The sequence below is a fragment of the Cryobacterium melibiosiphilum genome, assembly GCF_003602235.1.
In the GTDB taxonomy this organism is placed as follows: Bacteria; Actinomycetota; Actinomycetes; order Actinomycetales; family Microbacteriaceae; genus Cryobacterium; species Cryobacterium melibiosiphilum.
The window spans coordinates 22009-42307 of record NZ_QZVS01000059.1 but is presented as its reverse complement, the minus strand read 5'-3'; the positions used below and the strand labels follow the sequence as shown (position 1 = coordinate 42307).

Annotated in this window: 16 protein-coding genes and 1 pseudogene; 3 read left to right on the top strand and 14 right to left on the bottom strand. The window is 67.5% G+C overall.

The features are described from left to right. The 5 genes and pseudogenes from D6T64_RS03870 to D6T64_RS03850 all read right to left on the bottom strand — a co-directional run. Positions 1-210: pseudogene (locus D6T64_RS03870) on the bottom strand (hypothetical protein); the annotation flags it as partial. Beyond that, positions 207-1655: a ferredoxin reductase family protein gene (locus tag D6T64_RS03865; RefSeq protein WP_119971883.1), complete on the bottom strand. Its 1449-nt coding sequence runs from the start codon at positions 1653-1655 to the stop codon at positions 207-209. The gene D6T64_RS03865 and the pseudogene D6T64_RS03870, both read right to left, overlap by 4 nt. Positions 1656-1931: 276 nt before the next feature. Further along, positions 1932-3020, bottom strand: coding sequence for an FUSC family protein (locus D6T64_RS03860; RefSeq protein WP_119971879.1), 1089 nt, complete (start codon positions 3018-3020; stop codon positions 1932-1934). Position 3021: 1 nt separating this feature from the next. Then, entirely contained in the window at positions 3022-5544 is a 2523-nt protein-coding gene (locus tag D6T64_RS03855; RefSeq protein ID WP_119971875.1) for an ATP-dependent helicase, read from the bottom strand. A 46-nt stretch (positions 5545-5590) separates the two neighbouring features. Beyond that, positions 5591-6622, bottom strand: coding sequence for a glycerophosphodiester phosphodiesterase family protein (locus D6T64_RS03850; protein ID WP_119971871.1), 1032 nt, complete (start codon positions 6620-6622; stop codon positions 5591-5593). Between the two features lie 189 nt (positions 6623-6811). On the opposite strand from D6T64_RS03850, the gene D6T64_RS03845 reads away from it, so the two are divergent. Next, entirely contained in the window at positions 6812-7585 is a 774-nt protein-coding gene (locus D6T64_RS03845) for a Bax inhibitor-1/YccA family protein (protein WP_119971868.1), read from the top strand. 119 nt (positions 7586-7704) lie between these two features. Beyond that, the gene (locus D6T64_RS22495; RefSeq protein ID WP_158594792.1) at positions 7705-7872 is read left to right on the top strand and encodes a hypothetical protein; all 168 of its coding nucleotides are present in this window, start codon (positions 7705-7707) and stop codon (positions 7870-7872) included. Positions 7873-8030: 158 nt separating this feature from the next. On the opposite strand, the gene D6T64_RS03840 is transcribed toward D6T64_RS22495, so the two are convergent. From D6T64_RS03840 to guaB, 9 genes are all read right to left on the bottom strand, one after another. Beyond that, positions 8031-8771, bottom strand: a complete 741-nt coding sequence (locus D6T64_RS03840) for an alpha/beta fold hydrolase (RefSeq protein ID WP_119971865.1) — start codon at positions 8769-8771, stop codon at positions 8031-8033. Positions 8772-8918: 147 nt separating this feature from the next. After that, a complete protein-coding gene (guaA, locus tag D6T64_RS03835) occupies positions 8919-10553 on the bottom strand; it encodes a glutamine-hydrolyzing GMP synthase (protein ID WP_119971862.1) in 1635 nt (544 codons plus the stop codon). Then, positions 10550-10999 carry a DUF3817 domain-containing protein gene (locus D6T64_RS03830; protein WP_119971858.1) on the bottom strand — a complete coding sequence of 150 codons (450 nt, stop codon included), beginning with the start codon at positions 10997-10999 and terminating at the stop codon, positions 10550-10552. The genes guaA and D6T64_RS03830 overlap by 4 nt, the downstream gene beginning before the upstream one ends. A 24-nt stretch (positions 11000-11023) precedes the next feature. Further along, positions 11024-11893 (bottom strand): SURF1 family cytochrome oxidase biogenesis protein, encoded by an 870-nt coding sequence (locus D6T64_RS03825; protein WP_233550816.1) that lies wholly within the window; start codon positions 11891-11893, stop codon positions 11024-11026. Between the two features lie 5 nt (positions 11894-11898). Beyond that, entirely contained in the window at positions 11899-13413 is a 1515-nt protein-coding gene (locus D6T64_RS03820; protein ID WP_119971851.1) for a cation:proton antiporter, read from the bottom strand. Positions 13414-13416: 3 nt separating this feature from the next. Beyond that, positions 13417-13944: a cation:proton antiporter regulatory subunit gene (locus tag D6T64_RS03815; protein ID WP_119971848.1), complete on the bottom strand. Its 528-nt coding sequence runs from the start codon at positions 13942-13944 to the stop codon at positions 13417-13419. Positions 13945-14183: 239 nt separating this feature from the next. Continuing rightward, a complete protein-coding gene (locus D6T64_RS03810; protein WP_119971845.1) occupies positions 14184-15926 on the bottom strand; it encodes a glycerol-3-phosphate dehydrogenase/oxidase in 1743 nt (580 codons plus the stop codon). A gap of 99 nt (positions 15927-16025) precedes the next feature. Further along, entirely contained in the window at positions 16026-17144 is a 1119-nt protein-coding gene (locus D6T64_RS03805) for a GuaB3 family IMP dehydrogenase-related protein (RefSeq protein WP_119971842.1), read from the bottom strand. Between the two features lie 96 nt (positions 17145-17240). Beyond that, positions 17241-18743, bottom strand: coding sequence for an IMP dehydrogenase (gene guaB / locus D6T64_RS03800; RefSeq protein WP_119971839.1), 1503 nt, complete (start codon positions 18741-18743; stop codon positions 17241-17243). A gap of 285 nt (positions 18744-19028) precedes the next feature. Between guaB and D6T64_RS03795 the strand changes: the two genes are divergently transcribed. Further along, a complete protein-coding gene (locus tag D6T64_RS03795; RefSeq protein WP_119971837.1) occupies positions 19029-20291 on the top strand; it encodes a branched-chain amino acid ABC transporter permease in 1263 nt (420 codons plus the stop codon). Positions 20292-20299 lie beyond the last annotated feature (8 nt).

The following is a 20299-nucleotide window of genomic DNA, read 5'->3' as shown; positions in this document are numbered from 1 at the left end:
GGCGGCGGCCGCCGCCGCGGCGGCATCGTGAGCGGCCTGCGCGGCCCGGGCCGCGGCATCCGTCGTCGTGGTCGAACCGGCCGTGCTCGCCGTGTTGCCCGAGGCGGTCAGGCTCTGCGACGCCTCGATGGATTGGGTGCCGAGCTGCCACCCGATGCCGAGCACCGAGACGGAAGCCACGGCGGCCAGGAGTACTGCGCGTGATCTCACCAATCAAACCTTTCGTAGTGAATCTGTCGGGTGGGCAGGCCCGCCGAACGCGCGTCGCGCACGACGGCGTCGGTCCAGCGGCGGGGGCCGCAGACATACACGTCGGAGTAGCGCAGCTGCGGAACCAGCGTGCGGAGGGTGATGCGGGCGGCGGCGGCATCCGCCGGCAGCCAGCTGTCACCGCGGGGTGCACGTGTGCCGGCGATGATGCGCAGCTCGGCGCCGCGGCGCTGGCAGAGTTCGATGATCTCGCTGCTGAGGTAGCTGTCGCCGACGCTGTGCGAGCGCAGCAGCACCGTGGCGCCGCCCGGGGCGAAGTCGGCGTTCTCGAGCAGCGACCGAATCGGCGCCGCCCCGATGCCGGCGGCGACCAGCACGAGGTGCGGGGCGGTGCGGGCGCGGTCGGTGAAGATGCCGTAGGGGCCCTCGAAGCTCACGCGGGTGCCGCGGGGCAGATTCGGCAGGTCCGCCGAAGCGTCACCGAGGGCCCGCACGGTGATGCGGAGGCTGTCGTTGGTCGGCGCGGCCGACAGCGAGAACGGATGCGCCTGCCACCAGAGCCCCTGGCTCCAGAACCGCCAGATGAAGAACTGCCCACTCTCGGCGCGCAGCTTGTTCACCTCGCGGCCCGTCAGGGTGATCGACACCACACCGGGGGCGATCCGTTCGATACGGTCGACGACCAGTTGGTGACGCAGCGACCGCACGATCGGCAGCACGAACCGGTAGACGATGATGGCGGCAGCCACCCCGAGGTACAGGGTGAGCCAGTAGTAGCGGGCGATGGCGCCTTCGGCGAGCAGTCCGCCGACGCTCAACTGGTGCGGGACGGAGACCAGCACCGCGAGATAGCCGAGCAGGTGCACGGCGTGCCAGGCCTCGTAGCGAAAGCGACGCCGCACGATGACGAGCGAGGTGACGACGACCGCGATCAGCAGGCCGAGGCCGAGGAAGGCGAGCGGCATGTCGGGCAGGGTGAAGAACATGCTCCAGGTCTCGGCGAACACATTCACGTTCTCGGCGGCCGCATAGCCGCCGATCAGGAACACGGCGTGGCCGAGTAGCAGGTAGAGGGCCGGTTTGCCCAGTTGCTGGTGCAGTGCCATGGCACTGTCGTGGCCGAAGGCCCGGTCGATGGGCGGCAGGCGGGAGGCGAGCAGCATCATGACGAGCAGCAGGTCGGTGCCGATCAGGCCGGCGAGGATCCCGATCGAGGTCAGCGTGTCGGCGAAGGTGCCGAAGTCGGCCGCCCCGCCGTCGGCGAGGAAGATGGCGACGACGAGGGCGACCGAGGTGATGCAGAGGGTCTGCAGGGTGTCGGCCAGGCGCATCCGCTTCGTGTAAGCGGGGCGTACGGGCAGCCGGCCGGGAGCCGGGGCGGGGACGCGAGCGGCCCGGGGCGCGGGGCTGGTGCCGGGTCGGGTACTGCGCGTGTCGAGGGTCATGAGAAGAGCATCCCGGCCGACCTCATCGAACAGCTATCGGGACGCTGAGAAAAACCTGTGATGCGGCACTGCGGTTCCGATGCAGCGGCCGACCCGCGCCCGAGGCGGCTGCATAACTCCTGCAGATTCTGCGGCCACTCCTACCAAAGCCCGGAAAGACGGGCAACGTTTCGGCCGATCGGGCAAACTGCAGGAGTTATGCCGCCGGCCGCCGACGCACCCCGACGCAACCCGCGCACCCCGCGCACCCGGCTGCCAGCACGGCCGAGGCGCCGGTCAGGCAGAGCGCAGCCGGCGGCGCTGGGCGGCCTGCACGAGGAGCACGATGCCGAGGGCGACCACTCCGCCGAGCGTGGTCTCGAGCACCCGGTCGACCAGCAGGGTCGCCACCGGCTCGGGGCTCACGAGGTGCACGACCGTCAGGGCGAGCGGCGTCACAAACAGCAGCGCGGCGCCATAGTGCCGGCCGATGAACAGCTCGGCCCCGAACTGGGCGACCGCGATGACCAGAATGAGCACCCAGACCGGCGGATCCGGCAGCAGCACGAGCCCCGCCACCCCCAGACCCAGCACCGTGCCGATGATGCGGTGAAAGGCCCGTGACACCGAGTGTGCGGCGTGCGGCGGCGGCAGCACGGCCACGACCGCGATGACCGCCCAGTAGGCATGCCCGAGGCCGAACGACATCGCGAGCGCGCCCGCCAGCAGGGCGCCAATCACGTTCTGCGCCACGTTCAGCCACACCTGCGGGTCGGCGACGGCTCGCGGACGCACGGTCGCGGCCCGGGACAGTTCCTTGAACAGGGCCGGTTCGCGGCGGCCGGCAAGGCGGCGCAGCAGCCAGCCCGACATCGTCAGCGCCCAGGCGACGGATGCCCCCGCTACCGCCACGAGCAACCGCGGCCCGAACTCCTCCGCCGGAACAGCGATCTCGGCGACGACGGCGTAGCCGAAGACGAAGAAGATCGGCGTGCCGGGGAACAGGCCGAGGGTGCGGCAGAGCACAATGCTCACCGTGAGCACGAGCACGAGCCCGCCGGTCAGGGCGAGCAGTCCGGCACCGAAGTTCGCCAGCGTCAGGGCGAAGGCGATGATCGCGAGCATGAGCAGTCCGGCGGCGGTGACCGTGCGCATCCGCTGCCGGTAGGGCTCGTTGCGCCCATAGAGGCTCGTCATCGCGCCGAACGCGGCGTAGGCGGCCCAGTCGAGCCGGCCGACCGAGGCGAGCACCGCGAGCGGAACGGCCACCGAGACCGCCGCGCGCGAGGCGACCTCAAACTGCCAGCCGCGCAGCGAGCGCAGAAACTGCAGCAACGATTCCGGCCGGCGCCCGCGGTCGGGCGCCGCCGGGTCAACCCAAGCCATGCTAGAGCTTTTCGATCGGTGCGACCTTGATCAGCAGTTTCTTGGCCCCGGAGGTGTCGAACTGCACGTGCGCGATGCGTTTGGTGCCCTCGCCGGTGACCTGGTTCACGAGTCCGTCGCCGAAATCAACGTGACGGATGCGGTCGCCCGCTTCGAGCGTCAGGCTGCCGTTGTCGCGCACGGTTCCGGTGATGCGGTTCGCCCATTCGGTCTTCGTCTTGGGGGGCGCCGGCGGCAGCCCGGCGAGTTCTTTGCTGCGGCCGTTGAAGCCGCCGCCGTAGCCGTCGCGGCGCACGTTGAGGGCGCGCGGCTGGGTGCCGCCACGGGAGTTCGCCATGCCCGGCGACTGCCGCCAGTCCATCAGCTCGGCGGGGATCTCTTGCAGGTATCGGCTCGGCATCGCCACGTTGATATCGCCGAACTGGGCGCGTGTCATGGCCAGCGAGAGGTACAGCCGCTGCCTGGCCCGGGTGATGCCGACGTAGAACAGGCGGCGTTCTTCGGCGGGGCCGCCGGGTTCGTTCGCGGACATCTGGTGCGGCAGCAGGCCCTCCTCGATGCCGGTCAGGAACACGGCTTCGTATTCGAGGCCCTTCGCGGTGTGCAGCGTCATGAGCGACACCGTTCCGGAGGCGTCGTCGAGGTCGTCGGCAGCCGCGACGAGCGAGACCTGGGTGAGAAAGTCGACGAGCCCCCCATCGGGGTTCTCCTTGTTGAAGTCCTTGGTCTGGGCGACGAGTTCCTCGATGTTCTCGGCGCGGGCCTCGTCTTGCGGGTCCCGGCTGCCGCGCAGCACGGCGAGCAGGCCGCTGCCCTCGAGCAGAAACTCGAGCACCTCGCTGACGTTGGAGCCGCCGGTGCCGGTGCCGTCTTCGGCGATGACCGTGGGCACGAGCATCAGCGCGGCGGCGTCGAGTAGTTCGGCGAGTTTCAGGATCGCGCCGGTGACCTTCGGGCCGAGGCCCAGCGCGCTCGACGACCGCATCGCCTGGCGAAAGGTGAAGTCGTTGTCGTCGGCGAAGCTCGCGAGCGCGGTTTCGGTCGCGGGGCCGATGCCGCGCTTGGGGGTGTTCAGAATGCGCCGCAGGGCGAGTTCGTCGACCGGGTTGGCGACCGCGATCAGGTAGGCGAGGGCATCCTTGATCTCGCCGCGTTCATAGAACTTGGTTCCGCCGACCACGCGGTACGGCGTGGCGGAGCGCACCAGGATTTCTTCGAGCGCGCGGGTCTGCGCGTTGGTGCGGTAGAACACGGCCATATCGCGGTAGGCCATGCCGGCGCGGTGCAGCACGTCGATCTCGTCGGAGACGAACTGGGCCTCGTCGTGGCCCGAGTAGGCGGTGAAGCCCACGATCTTCTCGCCGTCGCCGCCGGCACTCCAGAGCTTCTTGTCTTTGCGGTCGAAATTGTGACCGATCACGGCGTTCGCCGCCGAGAGGATGTTCTGCGTCGACCGGTAGTTCTGCTCGAGCAGGATCACCTTCGCGCCCGGGTAGTCCCGTTCAAACTCGGTGATGTTGCGGGTGTCGGCGCCGCGGAACGCGTAGATGGACTGGTCGGAGTCACCGACCACGGTCAACGAGGCGCCCGGGATGCCGCCGCTCGCGTCGCGCAGGTTGCGCACGTGCACGCCGTCCCGGTCCATCTGCTCCGCCAGCGCAGGGCTGACCGGCCGGGTCAGTTCGTGCACGAAGGCGTACTGGGCGTGGTTGGTGTCCTGGTACTCGTCGACCAGCAGGTGCCGGAACCGGCGTCGGTAGAGGGCGGCGACATCCGGAAACGCCCGGAACAGGTAGACCGTCTCGCCGATCAGGTCGTCGAAGTCGAGGGCGCTCGCGGCGCGCAGCCGGGCCGTGTACTGGCGGAAAATCTCGACGAACATGACCTCCTGCGGGTCGCTCATGTTCGCGTTGCGGGCGTAGGAGTCGACATCGGCGAGCTCGTTCTTGAGCTTGGAGATCTTGGCGCCGGCCGATCCGGGCGTGAACCCGTAGGTGTCGGCGTCGAGGCTCTTGATGATGCGCTTCAGGGTGACCTTGGTGTCGGCCGAGTCGTAGATGCTGAAGCTACTCGACAGGCCGATCTTGTCGGCCTCCCGCCGCAGAATGCGCACGCACGACGAGTGGAACGTGCTGATCCACATGCCGGATGCCCCGTCACCGAGAATCGCCTGCACCCGTTCACGCATCTCAGCAGCGGCCTTGTTGGTGAAGGTGATCGCCAGAATCTGGCTCGGCCAGGCATCCCGGGTCTCCAGGAGGCTCGCGACCCGGCGGGTGAGCACGCTGGTCTTGCCCGAGCCGGCACCGGCGATGATCAGCAGCGCCTGCCCGCGGTATTCGACGGCTTCGCGTTGTTGCGGGTTGAGCCCGTCGAGCAGGTGGCTGCGGTGCTCGCCGCCGGAACCCGCCCCGGCCGTGCCGACCGGGCCGCCGTGGCCGTCGAGGATGATCGGGGTTGCCGAACGTCCCGTCTGGGCGGGGCGCGCAGGCGGCTGGTATTCCGGAGCAGAAGAGGGTGTCATATCGAGTTCAATTCTAGGCGAGGCGTCTGACACCCGTTCCGGGAGGTCAGCCGAGCAGCAGTTCCTCTTCGCGCTGCAGTTCGGCGCGCACCATTACCGCGAGGTCGGGGTGGTCGACGAACACGCCGTCGACGCCGGAGCCCATGATGGTGCGGAACTCCGCGGACCAGTTGCCGAACTGGGCCTTGTATCGGCCGCGGCGAAAACTCGGCGCGAGAAAACGGTTCTCGGGGCGCAGGCTCCAGCAGTAGATATACAGGCCGGCGGCGTGGGCCGCGTCGACGAGGGGGCTCGCCCCGGTGACGGTACCGCCCTCGTCCGTTTCGAGAATGAGCGATTTGGGCACGCTGACTCCGTCGACCGTGCCGCGCAGGTCGTACAGGCCGGCGTCGGTCAGGTAGTGGGCGTAGCGCGGAGCGTCGGCGCCGAGCCGGGAGACCAGGTCGACCGGTTTGCCCCGGGCTTCGAGCAGCAGGATCCGCTTGCCGTACACGCCGCGGGCGTGCAGCTGGGCGAGCACGGTCGGTTCGAAGCTCTCGGTGATGAGGCGGCCGTCGCCCGCATTCCAGCCGGCCCGGTTGATCTCGGCGGCGAACAGTTCGTCGAGCGGCAGCCCGATCGACGCGAAATAGGACGGATGCTTCAGCTCGGCCACCATGCTGCGGGGCGCCCGGGCGATCTCCGCGGCCCGGTCGACGAGCTTCATGACGTCGCGCAGCCGCAGCATGGGGAACTGCCCATCGAAGCTCGCGCTGTTCTTGCGCAGCGCCGGGAGGCGTTCGCGCATGCCGAGGGTGCGGAGCTCCCCCCAGGTGAAGTCCTCGGTGAACCAACCGGTCAAGACCTTGCCGTCAACGGTTTTGGTCGTGTGGCGGGCGGCGAATTCGGGGTGATCGGCGACATCCGTCGTCTCGCTGATCTGATTCTCGTGGCGCACGACGAGCACGCCGTCCTTCGAGGCGACCACATCGGGTTCGACGGCGTCGGCGCCGAGCGCGAACGCGAGTTCGTAGGCGGAGCGGGTGTGTTCGGGGCGGTAACCGCTGGCGCCGCGGTGACCGATGACTAACGGATGCATCAGATCAGGCTAGTCCTGTGGTCGGCGTTCCCCGTGCCCGAGCGACTTTCGGCGCCTCGTGCCACGGGCGCCGGAGGCTGTAAATCCACTGATGGCCGCTGCAATCGGAGGGGCTCTTCGATACAGTGGTGGGTACTCCCTCTATAGGGGGGTCCCGTCTACCTAACTTGATTGTGAGCTGCGATTTACATGGCAACCTCCAACCCCGCGTTCTCCCGAAACGCCGCGTTCGGCGCCCCCGGTGCGCTGGCGGCTTCCCGCACCTTGTCTGACAACGACCTGCAGGACATGTACAACAAGCCCTCCGCGGGTTCGCAGGACACCGGTCACATGACCTACGAAGACACGATCACCAAGACCGGCATCGCCTTCGCCGTTCTGATCGTGGCCGCGGCGGTCGGCTGGATGTTCCCGATCCTGATGATTCCGGGCGCGATCGCCGGTTTTGTACTCGGCCTGGTCAACACCTTCAAGAAGGAGCCGTCGGCTCCGCTGATCCTGACCTTCGCGGCGGCCCAGGGCCTCTTCGTCGGCGGCATCTCGATGCTCTTCAACGGTGCTTACCAGGGCATCGTCACGCAGGCGATCCTCGCGACCCTCGTCGTGGTCGGGGTCACCCTGGCCCTGTTTCGCAGCGGCAAGATCCGCGCCTCGAAGAAGGCCACCAAGGTCTTCATCATCGCCATGGTCGGCTACGGCGTGTTCCAGCTGATCAACCTCGGCCTGATGGTCTTCACCGGCGCCGACACGATGCGCAGCGGCTGGTTCGGCGTAGCGATCGGGCTCTTCGCCGTCATCCTCGCCGCGTACTCGCTCGTGCTCGACTTCGACTTCGTGCAGAAAGGCGTGCAGAACCGCGCCCCCCGCAAGTACGGCTGGTCCGCTGCGTTCGGCATCGTGCTGACCGTCGTTTGGCTCTACGTCGAACTGCTGCGCATCTTCGCGATCCTGCGCGGCGAATAGCCGCCAGACCCCACCACGTCGACCCCCGCGCCGCACGGCGCGGGGGTCGACGTGTTTTCAGGCGGAGGCCGCACCAGTGCCGTCACGTCGCTGCCCCCGGCATGTGGTTGGCTTAAGGCATGCGTTTCATCGAATTGAGCCTGTCCGCCATGCCCGGGCTACTGCCTGCCGAACTCGAAGGCAACAATGCCCCGCTCGGCTATGTCTCCGGGGCCATCATTCTGCTCGGGCTGCTCGGTGTCGTGATCGTCGCCATCCGTCGCTGGCTGAAGGCCCCGAAAGACTAGCTCCGGAGGTCGTCCCACCCGGATTGAGCTTGTCGAAATCTCGACCGGCGCGCTTCGCGCACCGGCTCAACCAGCGGATTCATCCACACGCTGGTTGAGCCTGCGCGCGAAGCGCGCTGGTCGAAACCTCGTGAGCCGACCTGCAGACCGCGCCGCGGCTAGCTGTTGACCGATTCGCGGGTCGTGGTGCGGATCGCGTCGAGGATCAGGTCTGCGACCTCCCGCGGGTGGCTGATCATGGCCACGTGCGAGCTGTCGATCTCCACCGTGCGGGCCTTTGCCCGCGCCGCCATGAACCGCTCCGCTTCGGGCGGGATGATGCGGTCCGCCGATGACACGAGGTACCAGCTCGGGATGCTCTTCCACGCCGGCGGGCCCGACGGCACCCCGAGGGTGGACAGCGCCGCGGGACGCTGCGTGGCCGCGAGGGCCGCGGCATCCGCCTTCGGAAGATCCTGGCCGAAGATCGAGTGGAAGAACGCGGGGTCGATGTAGGCGTCGGCGTCGCCCTCCGCGGCTCCCGGGAACGGGCGGGCCAGGATGTGTTCGGTGAGGCTCGAGTGGCCGCCGCCGAGCTCGTTGGCAACGGCGACGGGTTCGCCCTCATCGAGAGCGAACGCGTTGATGTAGACGAGCGCCTTCACGTTGGGATTTCCGGTCGCCGCGTTGGTGATGACGGCGCCACCGTAGGAGTGGCCGACGAGCACGATCGGGCCGGGCACGGTGTTCAGGAACGCCCGCAGGTAGTCGGCGTCGCTGCGCAGGCCCCGCAGCGGGTTTGCCGGGGCGAGGGCGGTGAAGCCGTCGGCCTCGAGGCGGCTGATGGGACCCAACCATCCGGAGGAATCCGCGAACGCGCCGTGCACGAAGACGATGGTGGGCTGGGAGTTGCTGGGCATAGTGGTCTCCTGTGAGTTCTCCGTTGGGTTCGAGTTTTTGACCCAACCAGTCAACTCCCGCCCCGGCAAACGGTCAACCGACAGCCCCGATATGACAGAAGGGCCGGCTCACCACGAGCCGGCCCTTCCTGTCACGCTACCGCGGGATCACTCCCACTCGATGGTTCCCGGCGGCTTCGACGTCACGTCGAGCACGACGCGGTTGACCCCGTCGACCTCGTTCGTGATGCGGTTGCTGATCTTGGCGAGCAGGTCGTAGGGCAGGCGGGTCCAGTCGGCGGTCATGGCATCCTCTGAAGACACCGGGCGCAGCACGATCGGGTGGCCATAGGTGCGGCCGTCACCCTGCACGCCCACCGAGCGCACGTCGGCGAGCAGCACGACCGGGCACTGCCAGATCTCGCGGTCGAGGCCCGCGGCGGTGAGCTCGAAGCGCACGATCGCATCCGCTTTACGCAGCAGATCGAGTCGCTCTTGCGTGATCGATCCGACGATGCGGATGCCCAGGCCGGGTCCGGGGAACGGCTGGCGCTGCACGATCTCCGCCGGCAGGCCCAGTTCCATGCCGATGGCCCGCACCTCGTCCTTGAACAGGGTGCGGAGCGGTTCGACGAGCTCGAACTTGAGGTCGTCGGGCAGGCCACCCACGTTGTGGTGGCTCTTGATGTTCGCGGTGCCGCTGCCGCCGCCGGATTCGACGACGTCGGGGTAGAGGGTGCCCTGCACGAGGAACCGGATCGGGTCGCCGTCGATTTCCCTGGCCTCTTCGATGAGCTCGGCCTGGGCCTGCTCGAAGGTGCGGATGAATTCGCGGCCGATGATCTTGCGCTTGGTCTCGGGGTCACTCACACAGTCGAGGGCGGTGAGGAACTGTTCGCGCACGTCGACGGTCACCAGGCGGATGCCGGTGGCGGCCACGTAGTCCTCCTCGACCTGGCGGCGCTCATCTTCGCGCAGCAGGCCGTGGTCGACGAAGACGCAGACCAGCTGGTCGCCGATCGCCTTGTGCACGAGGGCGGCGGCAACGGCGGAGTCGACTCCGCCGGACAGGCCGCAGATGACCTTGCCGGTGCCGACCTGGGCGCGAATCTTCGCGACCTGTTCGGCGATGACGTTGCCGCTGTTCCAGTCGGCGGCGATGCCGGCGGCGCGGTGCAGAAAGTTCTCCAGCACGTGCTGGCCGTTTTCGGAGTGCTTGACCTCGGGGTGCCACTGCACACCGTAGAGGCGCTTGGCATCGTTGGCGAAGGCGGCGACCGGGGTCGAGACCGAGGAGGCGAGCACGGTGAAGCCCTCGGGCGCGGTGGCGACCGAGTCGCCGTGGCTCATCCACACATTTTGCGCATCGGGCTGGTCGGCCAGCAGCACGTTCTCGCCGTTGCTGACGGTGACCGGAGTGGAGCCGTATTCGCGGGCGCCGGTCTGGGCGACGGTGCCGCCGAGGGCGGTCGCCATCACCTGGAAGCCGTAGCAGATGCCGAGCACCGGAATGCCGAGGTCGAAGATCGCGGCGTCGAACGCCGGGGCTCCCTCGGCGTAGACGCTCGACGGGCCGCCGCTGAGCACGATGCCGAGCGGGTTCTTGGCCTGAACTTCGGCAGCGGTGATCGTGTGCGCGACGATTTCGCTGTAGACGGATGCCTCACGCACGCGCCTCGCGATCAGCTGCGCGTACTGCGCACCGAAGTCGACAACGAGTACCGGGCGGTCGAGGCCCGAGAGGTCGCCGGTCAGCAACGCGGCATCCGGCACAGTGGTGGAGCTGGGGGTGGTGCTGGTCATGAATGAGCCTGGGCCTTCTCGGCAACTGCCGCGGTTTTCTCAGCGTTCTCGGCGATGAAGCGCTTCACCGTGCGGGCAACGGGAACTTCAACGATGAATGACAGGGTGGGAACGACGCCGCCGAGGGCGATGAGCACGAAGCGCCAGAACGGCCAGCGCATCAGGCTCCACAGGCGGAAGTCGGCGAACAGGTACAGCACGTAGAACCAGCCGTGCGCGATCAGGATGCCGGTGCTGAGGTTGACGGCGGTGACCGTGTCGGTCGGGACGAGGGCGAGGAACCCCTGCGGGCCGCCCATTTCGATCTCGTGGCCGAAGCCGTACTTGATGACCATTTCGATGCACAGCAGCAGCAGGAAGACACCGGTGATGGTCGACGACACCTGGTAGAGCCGGAGCGCACCGGGGATTCTGGGCAGATCGGCGGGCTTGGGTTGACGAGGCATGGCCCAATTCTACGGCACGGTATTCTACGGCGCTGGCGCGTGGGCGTTCGCAGGGTGCAGGGCGGAGCGCGGCGCATCGTCGACGTCGGGCTCGCCCGCTGCGGCCGCGGCCGCAGCCGCTTCGGCGGCGTCCTCTTCTTCGCGTTCCACGGCATCCCGCACGAGGCGGTACCAGATGTACACCGCGAAGCCGGCGAACACGGCCCACTCGATGGCATAGAAGATGTTGAGCCAGTTCAGCTCTTTCTCCACGACCGGGATCGGTGAGTCGATGACGGCCAGGCCCGTGGCCGCTTCGGCATCGACGATGTAGCCGAAGTACACGGACTGGTCGGTGAAATCGGCCCACAGGTTGATGAGCGCCGCCGGGGACACGGTGTTCATGGCGTAGGGGTCGCCAGCCTCCTTGTCGGGCAGTTCGGGTGCTTCGCCGGGCAGGAACCGACCGGTGAGGGTCGTGGGCGCATAGTTGTCGGGGGCACCGTCGAGGGTGGCCGTGTCGGCGGCGCTCGACAGGGCGGCCAGGGCCGCACGGGCATCGCCTTCGTCTTCGGCCCAGCCGCGGGCGACGGCGATGCTCGAGCCGTCGGCGGTGACGAAGTGGCTGACCACCCAGTAGCCCAGGGTCTCGCCGTTGAATCGCTGGCCGATCAGCTCTTCGTCGCCGGCGACGTAGTACCCGCCCGTGGTGACCATCTGGCCGGTCGCGATCTGCGTGACCGGACCGTCGGGCTGCACGACCTCCGTGAGCGGGGTCACCAGTTCGGTGGTGCGTTCCACGACGACACCGGATGCGATCGCTCGCTCCAGCTGCCAGTGGCCGAGCACCGCAAACGCGGCGGCAATGGCGAGGGCGAGGAGCAGGGCGAGCACCCAGCGGGGGCGCACCATCATTCTGATCACGAATAGTCTCCTGGCCGGGTCTTGCGGTCCGGCGTGTCGGCGGGGGCGGTGGGGTTCTGGGTAGGGCTCTGGCCCGGCTGGTGCTCGAGGCGGTCGGTGACGAAGTCGAGCATCGAATCGCTCGATCGATCGGAAGCGGATCGATCGGAGGCGCCGGGGTCGGCATCCGTCGGGTCGCCGTCGCCGTTGGTGTACGCGTCAGGCTGCGCATCGCCGTGCGGGCGGGCGTCGGTCACCCTTTTGACGGCACGTTTGGTATCGTCGCCGCCCGGGTTGGCGGTTGCCGCTTCGACGAGGGCGATCTCCTCCTCGAGCATGGCGTTGCGCGGTTTGCGGCCGACGACCGGCACGTTGCCGCTCAGGTAGGCGCCGATCTTCTCCGAGTTGGCAGTGAAGAGCGGCCCGAGGATCGCCATGGACAGCACGTAGAGGCCCGCGAAGGGCTGCAGCCGGGGGTCGAGGCCGGCGCCGAGGGCCAGGGTCGCGAGGATCAGCGTGAATTCGCCGCGGTTCACGAAGATCGCGGCGGTGTTGAGGGCTTCCCGGCGGCCCATTTTGTGCAGGTACGCCAGCAGAGCGCCGGAGCCGAGGCTGAGCACGAATGTCATCACGATCGCGAGCAGCACGACGCCGATCACCGGCGGGAACTCGGCGACGTCGAGGGCGAGGCCGAAGTTGAGAAAGAAGAATGCCGCGAACACGTCGCGCAGCGGCACCGCGACACGCTCTATCTTGGCGCGGTACGTGGATGCGCCGAGCACGACGCCGATCAGGAACGCACCGATCGCATCCGTCACGCCGATGATCTCGCCGATGCCGGCGAACAGCACCACGAGGCCGAAGAACAGGATGGTGAAGAGTTCGTCGTCCTTGGTTCGAATGAGGCGGGACACCACCCGGCCGCCCCAGCGGGCGAGGGAGAACATGACCACCAAAAACAGGAACGCAATCGACAGCTGCAGCACGATCGGCCAGATCTCGGTCTCGCCGCTCAGCACGACCGACACGATGGAGAGGTAGATGGCGATGAAGATGTCGCCGACCACGGTCACCCCGAGAATCATCGGGGTCTCCTTGTTGGCGAGGCGCCGCAGCTCGATGAGCAACTTGGTGATGATGGCGCTCGAGGAGGTTCCGGTCATGCCCGCGATAACGAGCGCTTCGCGGGGACCCCAACCGACCATGAGCCCGAAGATGAAGCCCGCACCCATGTTGATGAGCACCCAGGAACCGCCGGAGATGAGCAGGGTCTTGGCGTTACCGAAGAATTCTTCCTGGTCGAACTCGAGTCCTAGGCTGAACAGCAAGAGCACGAGCCCGAAGACCGCGATCAGCTCGATGTCGCCGGCGGCGAAGTTGAGGGGGAACCACTCCGTGTGCGGGCTCGCCAGAACGCCCACGATCATGTACACGGGAATGGTCGGCAGGCCGATGAGCTTGCCGAGACGCCCGAGCACGTACGCGACGACAAAGAGGATGCCGAGTACCAGAAGGTCTTCGCCCAGATGCATGGGCTAGCCTCCGGGTGGCGCGTCGACGGACTTCGCCTTCACTTCACCGGTGCGGAAGAAGGAAAAGGCCTTCACGACCTTCTCGGGCGAGCCGGCGACCACGAGGGTGTCCCCGGGAAAAACCTTGAAGTCCGTCGCCGGGGCCGGGTTGGCGGATTCGCCGCGCACGACGGCGACGACGGTCAGGCCGGCGATGCCGCGTTCGGCCGGGTTGCCGAGGGGCTGGCCGGCGATGTAGTCCTCATAGTCCACGGTGAACCAGTCGATGCTGAGGCCGGGGATCTGGTCGAGGGCGGTGAGGCTTTCGGTGATCTGGGTGCCGCCGAGCAGTTCGGCGAGGGTGTGGGCCTCATCTTCGCTCAGGCGCAAAGAGACCTTGCTGGCGTCGGGGCCGCCCTCATCGTCCGCGAAGGTGATCAGGTCGCTGTGGCCGGAGCGGTGGGCGATGACGCCGACCTTGCCGCCGTCATCCGTGATGAAGGTGTGCAGAACACCGACTCCGGGGAGTTTGACCCGCCGAACATCAACCATTATTACGACTCCTGGGGATTATGGGCAGGGTTTATGTGCACCCTCCCCATTCTACCGGAGCCCGCATGCACGTCAGCCGGGCCGGGCGCGCAACACGTCCACGCCGGTCGTGGCACGCACTGAGCCGGTCGTGGCACGCGCTGAGCCGGTCGTGGCACTCAGTGCGCAAGCCGGCACTCGTTGTATCGAGTGCCGGCTTGCCGAACGAGTGCCGCGAGCGCGGCAGCCGGCGGCGCGCGCTAGTTGGTGACGACGATGTCGGGGGCCTCGAGGCGCACCCGGTCGGCGGACTCGTCGTCGGGCTCCAACTGCGACGCCCGCTCGGCGGCGACCCGCTTGAGGTAGACGGCCACTTCGCGCTCCTCCTGCGCGGCGTCCCAGCCGAGTACGCCCGCCATCAGCTTCGCCACGACCGGAGCGGCCGACACCCCACGGTCCCAAGCCTCGATCGAGATGCGGGTGCGACGCGCGAGCACGTCATCCAGGTGCAGCGCACCCTCGTGCGAAGCTGCGTAAACGACCTCGGCAGCGATGTAGTCGTCGGCGCCGGGCAGGGGCTCGGCGAGGGAGGCATCCGCTCGAATGAGATCGAGCAGTTCGTCGGTGAGGGTGCCGTAGCGGTTGAGCAGGTGCTCGACCCGCACGGTGTGCAGGTTGAAGGCCCGGCCGATCTTGCCGCGCTTGTTCCACGCGGCCTGGTAGCCCTCGGCACCGAGCAGCGGGATGTTCTGGGTGGTCGAGGCGGGCACCTTGCCGTCGAGGGCGTCCGCCGCCGCGTCGACGGCGTCCTTCGCCATGATGCGGTAGGTGGTCCATTTTCCGCCGGCGATCACGACGAGGCCGGGAACGGAATGCCCGACCAGGTGCTCGCGCGACAGCTTGGAGGTCTGGTCGCTCTCCCCGGCGAGCAGCGGGCGGAGGCCAGCGTACACGCCCTCGACGTCTTCGCGGGTGAGCGGCACGCTCAACACCGAGTTCACGTGTTCGAGGATGTAGTCGATGTCGGCGGCCGTCGCGGCCGGGTGCGACTTGTCGAGGTGCCAGTCGGTGTCGGTCGTGCCGATCAGCCAGTGCCGGCCCCAGGGGATGACGAAGAGCACGCTCTTCTCCGTGCGCAGCAGCAGTCCCATCGCGCTCTGGAACCGGTCCCGCGGCACCACAAGGTGCACACCCTTCGACGCCCGCACCTTGAAGGTGCCGCGTTCGCCGACCATGCGCTGGGTGTCGTCGGTCCAGACGCCGGTCGCGTTGACGACCTGCTTGGCCCGCACGTCGAAGTGTTCGTCGGTCTCGAGGTCGTGGGCGTGCACGCCGACAACGCGTTCGCCAACCTTGATGAAGCCCTCGACCCGCACCCGGCTGGCCGCGTGGGCGCCGTAGAACGAGGCGGTGCGCACGAGCGAGGCCGCGTAGCGGGCGTCGTCGACCTGGGCGTCGTAGTAGGTGATGCCGCCGACGAGCGCGTCGTTGGCGAGGCTCGGCATGAGCTTCTGCACCTGGCGCTTCGACAGGTGGCGGTGGTGCGGCACCCCGGGCGGGCGCCCGCCGGTGTACGAGAAGATGTCGTAGAGCAGCATGCCGGCGCCGATATAGAACCGCTCGGTGAAGCGCTTCTTGAGCGGGTACAAAAAGCGCACCGGCTTCACAAGGTGCGGCGCGAGCTGCTGCAGCAGCAGTCCGCGCTCGGTCAGGGCCTCGCGCACGAGGCGAAAGTCGAGCTGTTCCAGGTAGCGGATGCCGCCGTGCACGAGCTTGGACGACCGGCTCGACGTGCCGGAGGCCCAGTCGCGGGCCTCCAGGATGCCGACGCTGAGGCCCCGGGTGACGGCATCCATCGCGCAGCCAACGCCCACGATGCCGCCGCCGACGACGAGGATGTCGAGTTCCTTCGTCTTGAGCTTGGCCAGCGCAGCCGCGCGTTCCTCGGGACCCAGTTTCGTCGACCGGGTGACGTTGTTGGGGACTGAATCCTGCGTGGCCATGTGCGACTCCAATTTACGAGAAAAAGGTTCGGGCGGGCGGGGAACTACAGCGTTCCGGGTACAGCGTTCTTTTGTAGTGCAGCGAGCTTCTAGACGACGTTAGTTCACTCGGTACGGCGCGACAACCACTTCAACCCGCTGAAATTCTTTGAGATCGGAGTAGCCGGTGGTGGCCATCGATCGGCGCAGCGCACCGATCAGGTTCGCGGTGCCGTCGGCGACGGGAGCCGGGCCGTAGAGGATCGCTTCGAGGGGCGCGACGGTACCGACCTCGACGCGCTTGCCGCGGGGCAGCTGCGGGTGGTGCGCCTCGGCGCCCCAGTGGAATCCGGCGCCGGGAGCATCCGTCGCCCGGGCGAGGGCGGTTCCGAGCATGACGGCGTCGGCGCCGCAGGCGATCGCCTTGACGATATCGCCCGAGGTGCTGAGGCCCCCGTCGGCGATGACGTGCACGTAACGGCCGCCCGATTCGTCCATGTAGTCGCGGCGGGCCCCGGCGACATCGGCAACGGCGGTTGCCATCGGGGCGTGGATGCCGAGGGTTGCGCGGGTGGTGCCCGCGGCTCCCCCGCCGAAACCGACGAGCACGCCGGCCGCGCCGGTGCGCATCAGGTGCAGGGCGGCCGTGTAGGTGGCCGCGCCGCCGACGATGACGGGCACGTCGAGTTCGTAGATGAACTTCTTGAGGTTGAGCGGTTCCTGGTTCTGCGAGACGTGCTCGGCACTGACCGTGGTGCCGCGAATGACAAAGAGGTCGACGCCGGCGGCGACGACGGTTTCGTAGAGTTCCTGGGTGCGCTGCGGCGAGAGGGCGGCCGCGACGGTGACGCCGCCGGCGCGGATCTCGGCCAGGCGCGCGGTGACGAGTTCGGGCCGGATCGGCGCGGAGTACATCTCCTGCATGCGGGCGGTGGCCTTCTCGGGCGAGAGGCGACGGATCTCGTTGAGCAGCAGCTCGGGGTCGTCGTGGCGGGTCCAGAGACCCTCGAGGTCGAGCACGCCGACACCGCCGAGCTGGCCCATCATGATGGCCGTCGCGGGCGACACGACGGAGTCCATCGGTGCGGCCAAAACGGGGATGTCGAACTTATACGCGTCGATCGACCAGCTCACCGACACGTCTTCCGGGTCGCGGGTGCGCCGGGAGGGCACCACCGCGATGTCGTCGAAGGCGTATACGCGGCGTGCGCGCTTGGAACGGCCGATCTCGATTTCCATACTCACCAGCACAGTTTAGCCGGAGCCGCCGACAGTCGGCCCCGCCAGCCGCGCGCGGCATCCGCTTCACGACTGAAGCGGATGCCGCACGGGTGCCTAACGGCGGTAGTTCGGGGCCTCAACCACGATCTGCACGTCGTGCGGGTGTGACTCTTTGAGCCCGGCGGGCGTGATGCGCACGAACTTGCCCTTTTGCTTGAGCTCGGCGATGGTGCGGGCGCCCACATAGAACATGGACTGGCGCAGCCCGCCGATGAGCTGGTAGGCGACGGCGGCGAGCGGGCCGCGGAACGGAACCTGGCCCTCAATGCCCTCGGGGATCAGCTTCTCATCGCTCGGCACGTCACTCTGGAAGTAGCGGTCCTTGGAATACGAGGTCTTCGAACCGCGGGTCTGCAAGGCGCCGAGCGATCCCATGCCGCGGTACGTCTTGAACTGCTTGCCGTTGACGAAGACGAGCTCACCGGGGCTTTCGGTGCAGCCGGCCAGCAGTGAGCCGAGCATCACGGTGTCGGCGCCGGCCACGAGAGCCTTCGCGATGTCACCGGAGTACTGCAGGCCGCCGTCGGCGATGACCGGAATGCCGGTTTCCCGTGCGGCGAGGCTGGCCTGGTAGACGGCGGTGATCTGCGGCACGCCCACGCCGGCCACGATGCGGGTGGTGCAGATCGAGCCGGGGCCCACGCCCACCTTGATCGCGTCTGCGCCGGCGTCGATGAGCGCCTGCGCGCCGGAACGGGTTGCCACGTTGCCGCCGATGACGTCGACGTCGGCGAACGCCTTGTCTGATTTCAGGCGACGGATGATGTCCAGCACCCCGGCGCTGTCACCGTTGGCGGTGTCGACCACGAGCACGTCCACGCCGGCGTCCAGCAGCGCGGTGGCGCGCTGCCAGGCGTCACCGAAGAAGCCGATGGCCGCGCCGACCCGCAGGCGCCCCGCGTCGTCCTTCGTGGCGAGAGGGTATTCCTCGCTCTTGTCGAAGTCCTTGACGGTGATGAGGCCGGTGAGCTTGCCGGCGGCGTCGATCAGGGGGAGCTTCTCGATCTTGTGGCGAGCGAAAATCGCGAGGGCGTCTTCGGGGGCCATACCGACCTTGCCGGTGATCAGCGGCGAGGTCGTCATGACCTCGCTGACCCGGGTGAGGGCCTTTTTCGCGTTCGGCACGAAGCGCATGTCGCGGTTGGTGATGATTCCCACGAGGATTCCCTCGCCGTCGATGACGGGCAGGCCGCTCACGCGGAACTGGCCGCACAGGGCGTCTACCTCCGCCACGGTCGCGTCGGGCGAAGTTGTTACCGGATTGGTAATCATGCCGGATTCGCTGCGCTTGACGAGGTCGACCTGTTCGGCCTGGTCACCGATCGAGAGGTTGCGGTGCAGGATGCCGAGGCCACCCTCGCGGGCCATGGCGATCGCCATGCGGGTCTCGGTGACGGTGTCCATCGCGCTGGAGAGCAGCGGCAAAGACACGTCGATTCGCCGTGTCAACCGGGATTTTGTGACGGCTTCACTCGGAATGACGTCGGTGTGCCCCGGCAGGAGCAGCACGTCGTCGTAGGTGAGCCCGGTGAAACCGAACGGATCTGGCTGATCCATGAAACCCCTTTGCGTGTTGGAACTGTGTATAGAAAGGAACGAAAGAAGCCCGAAAATCTTACGAATTTCGGGTTCTTCAATGTTAAGCGTGTTTAGCCGCCGCGCATTCCGTTACCAGAACGGTGTGTGGATGAACGTCTGCGAAACATATAGGACATAATCGGCACGTACTCTCAACAACGTTGTTGGCAGTGAGACCCGGCGCCCGCCCGGTTTATCCCCGGTCGGCACCAACATGGAGGTCCCGTGAAGCCCATTCAGCTGGCTCGCAGATTCACACCCAGGATGATCGTCATCCTGCTTGGAGTGCTTTTTGCGGCCCTGACCCTGTCGACTTTCTCCGCGGGCAGCGCCCACGCCGATGAAGTCGGAACCGAGTATGAGTTCGCCCTCTCGGGCAACGTGCGCTTCAACGGCGACCCGCTCGAGGGTGTGCTCATCACCGCCCAGGGCGGCGGGTATGACGCCGAAGTCGAAACCGACGCCGAGGGCAAGTGGAAGATCGGTGTTCCCGAAAAGGACACCTACGAGGTCACCCTCGACGAGGACACCCTTCCCGAAGGCGTGGTCGTCGAGGACGGCGCGAACGTCTTCCAGGCCGAGTTCGACCTGATCGACAGCGTCTCGGTCAACTTTTTCCTGGGCGAGGGCACGCGGGAGACCACGAGCTTCTTCAACCAGTTCCTGGATCGACTCGTCAACGGTGTAAACTTCGGGCTGCTGCTCGCCCTCGCCGCGATCGGCGTCTCGCTGATCTTCGGCACCACCGGCCTCAGCAACTTCGCCCATGCCGAGCTGATCACCTTCGGTGCGCTGATGACGCTGGTCTTCTCGGGCTTCGGGCTGCCGGTCTGGCTGGCCATTCTGATCGCCGTCGTGCTCAGCGGAGCCCTCGGCTACACCCTCGATGCGGCGCTGTGGAAACCCCTGCGGCGTAAGGGGGTGGCGGTCATCCCCCTCATGATCGTCAGCATCGGCCTCTCGCTGGCGCTGCGGTATGTGTACCAGTTCTTCTTCGGCGGCAGCACGAGCCAACTGCCGGGGACCGGCCAAGCCGACCTGAAGTTCGGACCCATCTCAATCTCGCCCATCGACATCGGCAGCATGCTCATCAGCATCATCGTGCTGCTGGCGGTGGCCTACTTCCTGTTGCGCACCCGCATCGGCAAGGCCACCCGCGCCGTCTCCGACAACCCGAGCCTCGCCTCGGCCAGCGGCATCGACGTCGACAACGTCATCCGCATCGTCTGGGTGGTCGGCGCCGCGCTGGCCGGCCTCAGCGGGGTGCTCTGGGCCTACTTCCGCCCCGGCGTCAGCTGGGACATGGGGTTCCAGATGCTGCTGCTCGTCTTCGCGGCCGTGACCCTCGGCGGTCTCGGAACCGCCTTCGGCGCCCTCGTCGGGTCCCTCATCGTGGGCATCTTCGTTGAAGTGTCGACGCTGTGGATTCCCTCCGACATGAAGTTCGCCGGTGCCCTGGTCGTGTTGATCCTGGTGCTCCTATTCCGGCCGCAAGGCATCCTGGGTCGCAAAGAGAGAATTGGTTAGGGGTTCAC